Raw genomic sequence first — 13,253 nt, forward strand, 5'->3', positions numbered from 1 at the left:
TCTCGAAGTCGGCGTTACGCCACGGCATCCATCGCCGCGTGGATGCGCGCGGTCAGGCGGACGATGTCTTCACGGGCCGAGTGGACCGCCGGCGCGAGCGACGGCAGGTGCGACTCGAACTGCTCGGCGAACTCGCCGAGCTGTTCGTATCGACCGACGAGGTCACCGAGTCCGACGGCTGTCAGAAGGCGTGAGATCTTGTGAGGGTCGCTGCCCGAACCTATCGGGTATGCCCCCTCGGTCGCACCGATGATGAGGCCGTGCGCCCGGTCGCTGATGACGGCGAGCGACTGCCGGTACACCGCGCGCACGTAGTCGTCGAGCACGTCGTGCCGCATGCTCGAGGGCATCACGTACTCACCGCCGAGAGCCTCTGCGAGCCGAACCGCTCGAGGCGCGTCGCGCGCCACCTGGGCGACGGTGACGATCCGGGTCTGAGTCGCAGCCGCGAACGCACGGACGTCCGCGAGCCACTGATCACCCGGCCATGCCCGGTCGAAGCGCATGGTCACCGCGATGAGCGGTCGATCGCCGGCCGCAGCCCACTCGTCGACCGCTCGCCCCTCCGAGTAGGCCCAGTCCGGCGCGAAATCGCCGAATCCCGCACCGTCACGAGAACCTCGATCGCGCCACGACATCACCGAGGCGTCGCGCATGACCGGGTCGAACACCACGCCATGCAGCGTGTCGACGTTCTTGATGCCGATGCCGGCGAAGATCAGCGCCCCGCCCGCGTCGAGGACCCGTGCGCACTCGGCCGCACGGCGTGGCACCGGGAAGTGCCCCGTACGCGGATTGATCTCCCCGGCGTTGAACGCGTGCACGGGACGAGCGGCCGCGGCCTCGGCCTGGGCCCACTCCCCTCTCGCGTCATAGAACGTGAGGTCTGACGCCGGTGTGAACCCGGCCGTGAAATCACTCGTCGCCTCACCGAGATAGACGTGCACGTGCCGCCCCGCACCTCTCAAGGCTTCGAGATAGGCGAGTCGCAGTGCGGAGTCGCCGAGGTTGTCGTCCTGCCCGCTGAGATGGGCGAACACATGCTGAGTCGGTTTCACAATCACTGCACCCCACTATATGGTGGCTCTGTGTTCTCCGTGCCCCTCCCCAGGACCGGAGCAGCGACTGAACCGGGCGCGACCGAGGCTTCCGTTCCGACGGTGCTCGTCACCTCGCGCCCGCCGCGGCATCGCGTCGACTACGTCGATGAACTCGTCGGCGACGACTCGGAGGGTCGTGCTCCGACCGGCGCCGTGCTGGAGTTCCGCACCGACCCGTTTCGGGCGCACGGCGTGGATGTGATCCACCTGACCGACATCGCGACGGTCATCGGCGGCCCCCGCACTCGCGGCCGAGAGCGCACACGGCGGGCGAAGCGCTTCACGAAGATGCTCCGACGCCGAGGCATCGCCCTCGTGCGCACCGTGCGCGAGACGGAGGCGGATCGGTCGCGGTCCCGAGCGGAGGCGATCGTCGATGCGGCAGCGACGACCGTGACATCGCTCGATGCCGTGACGGCGGCGGACGGCAGAGCGACGGTCGTCATCGGCCACAGCCACCTTCGCAACCGGTTCCTCGGCTTCCCTCGGGAAGAGGCCGTCGCGGGCCGCGTGCTGATCACGGCGGTCAACACCCTGCATCCGTCGTCCCGACCGGCCGTGAGCGTCTTCGGAGTCGCTGACCTGCCCGGCTGGACGCTGCGCCTCGCAGGCAAGGTGCCGATCGACCTCGAGGACTCCTACGCGCGAACGCTTGCCGACCTCACCGACACGGTGTCGCTGCGCGACGAGCTCCTCTCCGATGCAGAATGCGTCTCGGAGATCAGCCAGGCGGAGATCGTGCTCATCACAGCGCCGACGAACCACAGGTCCCAGAGCGTCCTCATGCTCGCTCTGTCGCTGGATCGGCCCGTGCTCGTCGAGGACAGCCCGCAGACGCGGGCGCTCGCTGACGAGGTCGGCCCTTCATGGGTGCGGCGCCATGCCGGTCCGCTGACCGCCCAGACACTCGAGAACGAGCTCGCCGCATTGCGAGCAGATCCGCCCACCGGTCGCCCCCGCCTCGATGCGCGCGACCCCAACCTGATCAGCGAGCAGTACTTCGCGGTGTATCGCGCCGCCGCGGCCGCGCGCTGACGCCGGACGACTCTCATGCCGACGCCTTCGACTCCTCTCGTCTCCTTCATCGTCCCCGCCGACGCAGAAGCAGACTCCGTCGCGCGCAGCCTTCGATCGTGTCTCACCCAGTCACTCGCCCAGATCGAGATCGTCTGCGTGCTCCCCGACGGAACCGGACTCGCCTCCGCAGAGGCGACCTCGGATCCGCGTGTCGTCACCATCACCCGACCTTCCGACTCCGCCCGCTCGCAGCTCCGGCGGGCGGGGGTCGAAGCCGCGACGGCGCCGTACGTGCTGCTGCTCGAGCCGGGAGACACCGTGGCTCGCGGCGCCGCGATGCGGCTTCACCGCTGCGCCGTGGAATCGCAGGCGCAGCTCGTCGGATTCGCCGTCCAGACGTCGCCCGATGACCGCAAGGGCGAGACGCACCCGGCTGAGGCGGGGCCTCTCCACGGACCCGACATCCTCCGCGCCCTCCTCCCCCGGGACACCGTCGCAGAGCTCGTGCCCTCGCGACACCTGTTCCAGACCGACCTGCTGCGACGGGCGTACGCGACGTCCGCAACCGACTCCGGCCCGCTCATGGACGACCGGGGCGCCGTGCTGCTGGCCTACGCATCCGCGGCGTCGTATGGAGCAGTCAGCACGGTCGAGTACCTGCGCCGATCGCAGCAGCGCGACATCGCCGCTGACCCGGTGCGCCTCGAACAAGCGATGCACCACGTCAGGTCGTTGCAAGCCGTCGAGCCGGCCGTCCGGGAGAAGGCCCGACACAGCGCGGACCCCGAGCCACTGCTCGACGGGTACACCACGGGCTATCTCACCGCGATCGGGGAAGCACTCGACGCCTTCGCCGCGCTGCCGCCGGAGGCGCGGGCCCACGCGCACGAGACGCTGCGATCCTGCGTCGGTGACCTCGACCTGATCGCGGCGGCCGTGACCTTCGCGCCCGACGCGATCCCCGCGCTCGTCACGCACGGGGAACGTCTCGAACTCGGCCGCGCGCCGGTGCGGAGCGTGCTGCTGACGACCAATGTGCTGACCACCGGCGGGGTCTCGGGTGTGCTGCTCACGCAGGCGCGGTTCCTTCTCAGAGCCGGATACCGGGTGACGATCGTCACGCATCGCCCCGGGAGCGCCGAATCGCTCGTTCCCGAAGGCGCCACGCTCGTTCAACTGACCGGCACGAGCCGACGTCAGCGCGTTTCGCAGTGGGCGCAGTTCTGCCGACGCTTCGCCGTCGATGTGGTCATCGACCACCGCATCCTGTATTCGCGCGACTGGCCTTCGTTCGCGCTCGCGGCCCGCTCGGCAGGGTCGGCGACCATCGGCTGGATACACAACTTCGCAGGCCGCCCCACGTACAACGGGAACGACCTCCAGACGCTGCTCCAGACCCATCTGAGCGCGCTCGCGCACCTGGTGGTGCTCTCTCCGCTCGATGTGGCGTTCTGGAAGCTCCGGGGCATCCGTCACGTGAGCTACCTCCCGAACCCGCCGTCGCCGTTCCTCCTCGCCGTCGGCGAACCGCGCAGCGCGAAGCCGGCGCCGGCGGGTCGCCGGCTGGAGCTCGTCTGGTGGGGGCGGTTGGAAGAGCACACCAAGAAGGTCACGCAGCTGGTGGAGGTGGCCGCGGCGCTCCAGCGGCTCGGGATCGACTTCCGGCTGCGGATCGTCGGTCCGGACTGGGCCGACATGAGCGCGGATCGGCTGCGGGATCTGGCCGCGACCCGAGGCGTGGCCGACCGCGTCGAGCCCACCGGTCCTCGGCATGGATCGGATCTCCTCGAGGTGATCGATTCGTCGGACATCTTCGTCAACACGAGCATCATCGAGGGGTACCCTCTCACCCTCCCCGAGGCACAGTCACGCGGTCTTCCGATCGCGATGTACGACCTGCCGTGGCTGTCGCTCATCCAGGACAACGCCGGCGTCGTCACCACGGCGCAGCAGGATCCGGAGTCGCTCGCCCAGGCGATCGCGGACGTCGCCGCGGATCCGGCCCGGTATGAAGCGATGTCGAGAGCCTCCGTCCTGGCCGCGGCTGACGCCACCTCGTTCGACTTCGCCCAGCTCTACGAGCAGCTGCTGCATGGTGGCCTTCCAGCGGAGCTCTCTCCCGAGCCCACGCTCGACGACGGACGCAAGGTGCTCGAACTGCTCGTCTTCTTCGCCGAGCGGAGCACCCCGCCGCCACGAGCGGCGCCCTCTCGGTCGACGGCGCTCGCGCCCGCAGCACTCCGCCCTCGGTCGCAGCCGCGTACGTTCGGGGAGCGTCTCGAGCGGAAGCTGACCCCCATCGGCCACCGCGTCATCGATGCTGCTCCGTGGCTTCGACCGGCGGCGAACAAAGTCAAGCGCGTATTGCTGCGCCGATAGCGAGAGACCACATGCAAGCGACTCCCCTCGTCTCGATCGTCGTCCCCGTCTTCAACGATGCCGACGTGATCGCCACCGCTCTCGACAGCTGTCTTCGGCAGACGCTGGCAGCGATCGAGGTCATCGTGGTCGACGACGCGTCGACCGACGACACCGCCGCGATCGTCGAACGCTACAGCGCTCGGGACTCGCGCGTGCGACTCATCCGCCAGCAGCAGAACGCGTCGGCGTACCAGGCTCGTCGCGTCGGGATCCTCGCGGCGAAGGCCGATCATCTGCTGTTCCTCGACGGTGACGATGAACTCGCGGAGACGGCTGCCCGGGCAGCTCTCGAGAAGGCGACGGAGACCGGCGCTGATCTCGTGCAGTTCGGAGTCGAGGTCGTGCGTCTCGATGGGCGCACCGGGGGGCCGTTCGAGTCACGCCTGCAGCCGAAGCACCCCACTCTCACAGGCAGCGATGTCCTGCGCGGCCTCTTCCCGGTGGATCGCCCTGCCCAAGGGCAGTTGTGGCGCTACCTGTTCCGTACCCGCCTCCTCGCCGATGCCTATGCGCTCATGCCCGCAGACCTGGTGCTGCCGAGGGTCAACGACCTGCCGATCTCCTTCCTCGCTGCGGCGCTGGCCGCTCGCTTCGAATCGATCCCGGACCGCCTGTACCGTTATCACTTCGGGCGAGGCGGAAGCGGCCAGAAGGTGCGTGACCTCAGCACCGCATCGTTCTACGCAGGAGCCATCCGATCCATCGATTCGATCGAGCCGGCCGTCCTGCGGGTCGCCGGCACGAGCATCGACCCTGACCTCGTGCTCTCGACCTACGCATCCGTACGACGCGCCATCATCGGATACACCACCCACTACCTGGCAGAGCACACCCGTGCGGATCTGCGCGACGCGATGTTCGCCGACCTGTACACCCGGGCGTCCGCCCACGACATCGTGCAGTCGACCGCCCTGCACTGGCCGAAGGCGATGGACACGCTCGCCGCCCACGGCGACGCGATCGAGCTCGTCGCTCGACCGGTGCACAGCATCATCCTCGCAACGAACCATCTGCGCACCGGTGGAATCTCCGGCGTCGTGATCTCTCAGGCTCGGGTGCTGCACGACTCCGGCTTCCGCGTGACGGTCGTGGCCCGCGAGCCGGGCAGTGATCTCTCGAACCTTCCGGCCGGCGTCGGCTTCGCCGAGGTGTCGGCGGACACCCTGGGCGGCTCGCTCGCCCAGTGGGCCGAGATCTGCACGCAGCACGAGGTGGATCTCGTGATCGACCACCAGTGGCAGTACTCACCGTCGTGGCAGGCCTTCGCGCTCGCGGCACGCGCTGAGGGTGTCGCCACGATCGGGTGGTCGCACAACTTCGCCGGTCGATCGCTGCTGCTCGGTCTCGATCGCCTCGAATCCGCGCCGCGATACTTCGCGCTGCTCTCGCATCTCGTCGTTCTCTCGCCACTCGACGTCGCGTTCTGGAAGCTGCGAGGGATGCCGCGTGTGTCCTACCTTCCCAATCCGCCGTCGTCTAACCTGCTCTCTGCCGGAATCGCGACCGCGCCGCGGCGCCCACCTGCGGGGCGGCGCGTCGAGCTGGTCTGGTGGGGCCGCCTGCAGCAACGCACCAAGAGGGTCAGCGAGCTGATCGACGTCGCCGAGCACCTCGAGCGGATGGGCGTCGATTTCCGGCTCCGGATCATCGGCCCCGACTGGCGCGACATGACGGCGTCACGGCTGAACGGGATGGCGAAGGCGCGACGCTTCGCGCACCGCGTCGAAGCGGTGGGACCGCTTCATGGTGCCGCCCTCAGTGCCGCCATCGACTCGTCCGATCTGTTCGTGAACACCAGCATCATCGAGGGCTACCCCCTCACGATCCCGGAGGCACAGGCGCGGGGTCTCCCGGTCGCGATGTACGACCTGCCGTGGTTGGCCGTGACCGATGGAAACGGGGGCGTCGCGAAGACGGGCTGGGGGGATGCCGAGGCTCTCGCCCGACAGATCGCCGAGGTCGTCGCCGACGCCGACGTCTACACCCGCATGTCGGCGGCGTCGCTGGCCGCAGCCGAGCGAGAGCTCTCACACGATTTCGCGGTGCTGTATCGCCGGCTGGTCGAGGGCGCGCTTCCGTCCGAGCTGTCACCCGTACCGACAGTCGACGACGTCCGGCAGCTCATCGACCTCTCCATCACCTTCGCCGAGGAGCACGCGGCGACGCGCTCCGGGCCTCAGCGCTCTCGCGGTGCGGCCGGAAGCACGCCCGGGACGCCGGCGAGGGTCGCGACGACGTGGCGGGCGCGCGCCACACAGCGTGCCGCTCCGGCAGCGAGAAGACTCATCGAGGTCGCTCCCTGGATGGGTCCGATCGCTCGAAGGATCAAGCGCACGCTCACGTGACACCCCGTCGCGAGAGTTCGATGATCGACATCACAGCGGGTCGGTGACGGCCATCGCGCCGGGTCGGTGACGGCGGTTGCCGATCAGCCGCGCTTGCCCGTGATGCGCGACGCTCGGTGACCGACCCGCTCGACGATCGAGTCCCTCACACGGATCATGGAGCGGTTCTTGCCCGCGCTGGCCGCCGTCAGGCGCTGGAACCGACCGGGGAAGAACCGGTTGGCCGCCTCTTCGATCTTCAGGGGCGACCGGCGCATCCCGAGTGAGTCCTCATACTCGAGCTCGATCACCCACACCCCTGCCCGAGGGAAGAGCTCGGGGGAGATCTCTGCCGACCAGGTGCGATCGTCGAAGTCGAAGTGGCGGATCGGGAACCGGACTCGATCCCGGTCTCGGTACTGTCGAGCGACGAGACGCGTGACTCCCCCGGGTCGCAGTCCCGTCATCGCGCCTGACAGCGTGGTCCGCGCCCCGCTTCTCAGCGTGGCGGCGATGCCGGCGGACGGAGGACTGATCGACTGCCGGGCGAGGTCGACGTCATCTGACTCGACGATGGCACCCGCGAGCCGTTCTTCCAGACTGTGGGGAACGACAGCAAGGGGGACGTTCGGATCCAGAAGACGTCTCCGCAGCACCGGCAGGGCCGGCGAGAAGGCATCGGTCCGCCATGACGGATCACTGATGAACCGGCGCATCAGGTATTTCAGTGAGAGGCTGTCGATCGTGGCCCGAGGGATCGTCGGCAGCGCCTCGGCAGCCGACAGCGCACGGATGAGCTGGTCGGCGTTCAGCGTGGATGCCGACTTCTCGGCGCGCAGCATGATCCGCGCCTCGTTGAATCGACCGTCCGCGGCGAGCGCCCAGACGACCTGGTTCTCTGCTTTCAGTCTGCGGAGCTCGTTGCGGGGCGCACGCGAGAGCAGCTTCGCGATCTGTTCCGCGACCCGACGGTCCTCGGCGCGGTCGCCGGAGCGACGCTCGAGGAACTTGCCGATGTTCTGCCAGGCGTCGGCGTTGAGCACCATCGCCCAGTACTCGCGGGTCACCGGCGCCGACTCGCGTTGCTGGACCAGCGCGGCGCACGTCGCCTCTTCGCTGAAGTAGCTCACCGTGTAATCCGTCGAGCCCGCGCGCGAGGTCATGGAGCCCCCGCCCGGACGGTCTCTGTAGACGTACGCCGGCAGCGGGGACACCGCGATCGATCGCGCGCTCAAGAGGACGCTCGTCATCGCGACGATGTCGTTCGATCGCGGAACCCCGGGAAAGGGGAATGCGGTCTGCTGCCAGTGCTCGCGCCGGATGAGACGGTTCCACACCGCCCGGTGCCTGACCAGCTGGGGGTGGGTCTCGATCGTGACGTTCTCGAGAGGGAGCGCATAGGCCTGATTGAAGCCGGTGCCCGCGTCCCACGTCGAGGTCGTGAAGAACTTCAGATAGCTGCCGTTGATGACATCCGGATCCGACCTGCGCGCGAGCGACAGCAGGTGCGCGTACGCGCGTGGCGGGACGACGTCATCACCGTCGGCGAACGCGAGATACTTTCCGCGGGCGAGCTCGATCCCGGCGTCGCGCGCCTGGCCGCCGCCCGCCCCGGGAGACCTCACCAGACGCACCCGGGGGTCCGCGCGCTGATGCGCGAGGACTCTGTCCTGAGTCCCGTCCGTCGACCCGTCGTCGACGACGATGATCTCGATCCTGACGCCCACGGAGGCTCGGATGCTCTCGAGGAGCTCGTCCACGTAGTGGACCACGTTGTAGGTGGGGATGATGACGGAGATGTCGATGGCATCGGAGTCGGTGTCGGGGTCCCCCGATGTCGCGCCGGGTCGCGACACGAATCGCTCGATGAACGCGTCCCGGAGGTCCTCCTCCCCGCGCAGCCCGAGCGGGGCCCAGGCGTCGACGAGAAGGGGGGTCGAATCGAAGCTCGGCACGTCGTCGACCCCGATGGGGCGGCCATCGGGCCGTGCGACGTCCACCAGGGCAGCATGGCCCATCGCGATCAGCGCGAGCTGCCAGCGCTTCCAGATCGTCAGATTCGACAACGAGGTCGTCGAGAGGTCTCGCGCGAGATCGTAGACGAGAGCCTTCGCATCGGGTCGTTCCTGACCGGCGGCGAGGAGATCGAGCGCCTTCGGGTTCAGCACGTCACGGGAGATCACCTCGCGGGCATACGACTGGCGCACTGCCAGCGGAGCAGCGGCGAGCGCAGCCCAGATGCGAGATTCGTCCGTGACCCAGCGCGAGGACATCGGTGCAGCCGGGCTCTTGCTCGGACGTTCCCGGCAGAAGACGACGGAACGCGAGACGATATCGACGCGGCCCGCAGCCAGATACAGCCGGGCTACGAGAAGCTCCTCGAGCCACGGATCCTCCGCGTGCACGAGCGAACGGATCAGATCGCGCCGCATCACCTTGCCGCACAGGATGTCATCCGAGACCAGGCCGGGCCGGTCCTCCAGCAGGATGCTCGTCGCGTCCGTGTCGAGCGCGCCGTCGACTGCACGACCGATCCGGTAGCGGTGCTTGGCGATCGACTCCGCGGTTCCGACAGCCATGTCCGATCCGGACGCCTGCAGGCTGGCGACCAAGGCTCGGTAGCCGCCCCGGATCGAGAGCCCGTCGGCATCCGCGACCGTCACCCAGGAGGCTGAGCAGCGCTCGAGAGCAGCGGCGAGCGCTGCGCTTCGCCCCCGTGCGCTGTCCGCGTCGATCACGTGAACACGCGCATCAGAGCGCGCCGCCGTGCGCACGACCGACGCGACGTCCGGGCTGCTGCGCCCGTCGACGACGACGACGACGTCCAGGGTCGGGGAATCCTCTCGCAGGGTCGACCACAGGAGGTCGCTCACATGCATGGGCGATTCGGGGAAGATGACGACCACGCTCAGATCAGCGACCTCGTTCATGGCACCTCCGTGGTCTGCGTGGAAGAGTCGGTCAGGTCCTCGATGATCGACACATAGTCCCAGGCCATGTGCAGCGTCGAGTATTCGGATGCGAATCGCGTCGCCGCAGCTCGCACGTCCTCCCTCACGGGGAAGGCAGCCGCGATCGTGTCCGCCAGGGCAGACACGGGATCGCGCCGGGTGTCGTAGAAGGTCACCCACGGCTGCGCGCCGTACTCCGCGATGAGATGAGGCTCGGCGGGCAGGATGCACGGTCGCGCGAACGTCGCCGAGAGCAGGACGCTGCCGGAGTTGAGCACGCGCTCATAGGGGAAGACCAGCACGTCGCACGCCGCGAACCACGCCGAGATGTTCGCGTCGCTGATGAACGAGTGCCGTCGCACGGTCGGCACGCCCGTCGGCAGCTCCCGTTCGATCAGAGCGATCTCCTCGGGTGCCGTCTTTCCGGCGAGCACCAGAACGAGATCGTCGACGTGGGATGACGCCTTCCCCACCGCGCGCAGCAGGGTCGGGATGCCCTTGTATCCGCGGATCTGCCCGACGAATCCGACCACCGATGCGGACGACGGTATCCCGAGAAGCTCACGGGCCTGGTCCTGGGAGGGCGGGTCGGAGTAGATACCCGCATAGCTGGCGTGCCTCAGGGTGACGATCTTCTCGGGTGGGAGATCGTAGAACTCCGAGACGGCCTCGCTGGTGCTGGCGTTCAGCTGGATGATCCGATCGGCGCGCTCCGCGAGGAGGCGCGCCAGCTTGACCTCCAGGTCCGGATACGGGGTGTTGTGAGCCAGCGTGTTGTGGACGGTCCAGATGATCCGCACGCCCGCCTTGCGCAGCCTCAGGAGGATCCCCGCGAAGCGCTTGAGGGAGCGCTCTGCGATGTCACGAGTGCCGTCCGAGTTCACGATGGGACTCGTCCAGTGGATGTGGAAGATGTCGCCGTCCGTCAGGCCGGGCAGAGCGTCGACCAGCGTCTCGATGGTCTTGGACCCCTCGACGCGCCATCCTTCCGAGCGTGCCCCGACATAGAGCATGTTCAGATACGGATTCTGCGCCCAGGCGGGGAAGACGTGGATTTTTCCGCTCACGCTGTGAATGTCCCATTCTGAAGACTGATGTCGGCACCGGCTTCCCGCCACGGCACGGAGTCCGCGAGCGACGGGTACCCCACGAGGGTGCTCTGGTCCTGGGTCCCCCGCATGACGGGGATCTGCGAGGATGACCCGTCCGCGTGGGTCACGCGGACGATGACCGAATCGATCTCGACCTCCGAGCCCATGGCGACGGATGCGGTGAGGTCGATCGACCATTGGCGGTGGTACATCGCGAAGACGGGCAGGTCGGCGGTGCTCTCCCTGCCGGCGTCATCCTGACAGACCACCTCGATGGCGGACACCTCGTTGGTGGGGGTCCCCACGCGCAGGGCTATCGAGAGGACGTGCAGCCCCTCAGCCGAGCGCACAGCTCGCATCAGCGCGTGCGGCCCTTCGCGCTCGAGCCAGAGTGCGCGGAGGAATCTGTCGGGGTCCCCTCCGTCGAGCGCCGCGAGCAGGCCTGCATCGGCCGTCGACAGGTCCGTGTGCTCGAGTCCGGGCACCAGCGCGAGTCGGTATGCGTGCGCTTCCGCGAAGCTGCCGTCGAATGCACGACGAGACACGGAGCGGACCGTCCCGTCATCGCCCTCGATCAGGGCGCGGCCCGCCTCGACGACATGAGGGAACACCTCCTGCACGAAGTGGTCACGGCTCCCGGATTCGTCGGGTCCCGACGCGACACCCACGTCGGCCCACGCCGCGAGAATGACGTCGCGGTCGTCGAAGACGGCGGGTCGCGCGGACGACGATGCACGACCCCACAGGTCGTGCGGGAATGCGGAGAGCAGGGCGTCGAGGTCGACGTCCGGCGCCGTGTGTCCGCCGAGGTCGATGGCAGCGGAGATGTCCCCCGAGATCCTCGTGAGCGGCCGACCGGTTCCCGCCAGATAGTCGCGGTACTTGAGTGCTCCCTCGGCGGCGGACACCACGAAGCGCGCCGGGATGCCGAGCGAATCCGCGATCGCGATGGCGTGCAGCGAGCTCCCCACGACGAAGCCGCTCCCGGCGATCGTCCGGAGCACTGCGTTCAACGGCGCTCTCGGATCGAGCACTGTGTAGCCGAGCGAGGTCGCGCTCTGCGACATCTCTTCGAAGTCGTTGAGGTTCGGGGCGATGAGCATCCCGCCCGCTCCGGTACGGCCCCAGATTCTCAGCTCCGGCATGAACCGCGGGAGCAGAAGCGCAGGATCGCCGAACACGGCCGGCACCCTGCCCCCCTTGGCCGTGATGAGACGGGCGGAGTGGGGACCCCGAACGCTGCGGATGTCGAGCGTCTCGAAGTGGGGCGGCAGCTTGGATGCGAGTTTGAAGTTCACCCCGGTGCCCCAGACGACCGCGCCCTCCGGTGCGAAGTGAAGCACCGAACCGATCGTGATCAGCACCGGCGCCTCGGAGGACTCCGTCGAAGACGCCCTCATGCTCAGGTCACCGAGTATCCGCTCCACCAGCAGAGGTCCGAGCAGATCTCCGAAGTTGTTGACCAGACGGCCGCCGGGTTCGCCCTCGGCCGTTCGCAGCGGGTTCCACGAGAGGACGTCGATGCCTCCGAGACGGGTCAGCAGAGCTCCGCTCGTGGCTGTCACGATCCTGCCTTCATCGGGTCGCCACTCGCCGGCGATTGGCCCGGCTCACCGAGCCAATCGTAGAATCCGGTCGCGAGCGCGGCGGCGAAAGACCTGTTCATGTGGTAAAAATCTCCACGGGAATAGAACGAATCGGCTCCGGTGTCGGAGGGATCGCCCATCGCGTGGACGTTCTCGGTGAAACCGTCGGCGGTGAGAGTCGGGCCGGGCTGTGAGAACACCCGCACACCCTCGTCCTCGAGCCGACGCACCTGTCGCGCGAAGTCCGAGCGCACTCTGTTCCAGTCGCCGCTCGACGCCAGGCGCCCGTACAGTGCGAACTTCTCGCCGTCTCTCGAAGACACCCACTCCGCAGGAGCAGGTTGCGGAATCACGATCACCTGCGCGGCTCCGACGTCCACCAGCAGTCGGGTGAGGCGCGCCATGAAGATCTGGTCGAACGCCGCATCGACATACGCGTTCCAGACCGCGTCGCTGAGCGACGGCACTCCGTAGTCTCCGACGGCGTCGACGGGAGCGAAGCTCTGCCAGAGCTTGACCATCTGGACCAAGGAGAAGTTGAGGCCGACCGCGACGATAGCGTCGGCGCGTCGCACATCGATCTCCGCGCCGTATCGCGGCGGATCCTCCAGCTTGATGAAAGGGAGCTCGACCGTGCCCGAGTCGCTGACGACGACCGCATCGACAGTCCCGTACGTTCGCGAGATGAAGTGCGCGACATCTCGATCGCCTCGCGCCTTCGTCAGCGCGGGCGCGATGGTTCCCAGGTGGGAGTTCCCCACGA

At 68.1% G+C, this 13,253-nt stretch carries 8 protein-coding genes; 3 read left to right on the forward strand and 5 right to left on the reverse strand.

Going from position 1 to position 13,253, the window contains the following annotated elements:
- Nucleotides 1-14: 14 nt before the first annotated feature.
- Complete coding sequence (locus LQZ85_RS02120) at nucleotides 15-1,058, reverse strand: hypothetical protein (protein WP_230100394.1); 1,044 nt, start codon at nucleotides 1,056-1,058, stop codon at nucleotides 15-17.
- Nucleotides 1,059-1,088: 30 nt separating this feature from the next.
- Here LQZ85_RS02120 and LQZ85_RS02125 point away from each other — a divergent pair, with 30 nt between their 5' ends.
- Genes LQZ85_RS02125 through LQZ85_RS02135 form a run of 3 tightly spaced genes read left to right on the forward strand, consistent with a single transcriptional unit; the run spans nucleotide 1,089 to nucleotide 6,883 of the window.
- A complete protein-coding gene (locus LQZ85_RS02125; RefSeq protein WP_157538282.1) occupies nucleotides 1,089-2,135 on the forward strand; it encodes a hypothetical protein in 1,047 nt (348 codons plus the stop codon).
- Between the two features lie 15 nt (nucleotides 2,136-2,150).
- Nucleotides 2,151-4,496, forward strand: coding sequence for a glycosyltransferase (locus LQZ85_RS02130; RefSeq protein WP_056279720.1), 2,346 nt, complete (start codon nucleotides 2,151-2,153; stop codon nucleotides 4,494-4,496).
- Nucleotides 4,497-4,507: 11 nt separating this feature from the next.
- Nucleotides 4,508-6,883, forward strand: coding sequence for a glycosyltransferase (locus LQZ85_RS02135; protein WP_056279719.1), 2,376 nt, complete (start codon nucleotides 4,508-4,510; stop codon nucleotides 6,881-6,883).
- An 83-nt stretch (nucleotides 6,884-6,966) separates the two neighbouring features.
- Here the strand turns inward: LQZ85_RS02135 and LQZ85_RS02140 are convergent, their stop codons facing one another.
- From LQZ85_RS02140 to LQZ85_RS02155, 4 genes are read right to left on the reverse strand one after another with little or no spacing between them, the layout of a single operon-like run.
- Nucleotides 6,967-9,792, reverse strand: coding sequence for a glycosyltransferase (locus tag LQZ85_RS02140; RefSeq protein ID WP_056279717.1), 2,826 nt, complete (start codon nucleotides 9,790-9,792; stop codon nucleotides 6,967-6,969).
- Nucleotides 9,789-10,880: a glycosyltransferase family 4 protein gene (locus LQZ85_RS02145; protein ID WP_056279715.1), complete on the reverse strand. Its 1,092-nt coding sequence runs from the start codon at nucleotides 10,878-10,880 to the stop codon at nucleotides 9,789-9,791. Before LQZ85_RS02145 ends, LQZ85_RS02140 begins: the two co-directional genes overlap by 4 nt.
- Nucleotides 10,877-12,469 (reverse strand): polysaccharide pyruvyl transferase family protein, encoded by a 1,593-nt coding sequence (locus tag LQZ85_RS02150; RefSeq protein ID WP_056279714.1) that lies wholly within the window; start codon nucleotides 12,467-12,469, stop codon nucleotides 10,877-10,879. Before LQZ85_RS02150 ends, LQZ85_RS02145 begins: the two co-directional genes overlap by 4 nt.
- Nucleotides 12,466-13,251, reverse strand: a complete 786-nt coding sequence (locus LQZ85_RS02155; protein WP_056279712.1) for a hypothetical protein — start codon at nucleotides 13,249-13,251, stop codon at nucleotides 12,466-12,468. Before LQZ85_RS02155 ends, LQZ85_RS02150 begins: the two co-directional genes overlap by 4 nt.
- Between the last annotated feature and the right edge of the window lie 2 nt (nucleotides 13,252-13,253).

It is taken from the genome of Microbacterium sp. Bi98, from assembly GCF_918698045.1.
Classification (GTDB): domain Bacteria; phylum Actinomycetota; class Actinomycetes; order Actinomycetales; family Microbacteriaceae; genus Microbacterium.

Bases quoted from the DNA above. Each gene is read 5' to 3' on its own strand.
- LQZ85_RS02140 (WP_056279717.1), bottom strand. From the start codon at position 9,792: ATGAACGAGGTCGCTGATCTGAGCGTGGTCGTCATCTTCCCCGAATCG.
- LQZ85_RS02130 (WP_056279720.1), top strand. From the start codon at position 2,151: ATGCCGACGCCTTCGACTCCTCTCGTCTCCTTCATCGTCCCCGCCGAC.
- LQZ85_RS02135 (WP_056279719.1), top strand. From the start codon at position 4,508: ATGCAAGCGACTCCCCTCGTCTCGATCGTCGTCCCCGTCTTCAACGAT.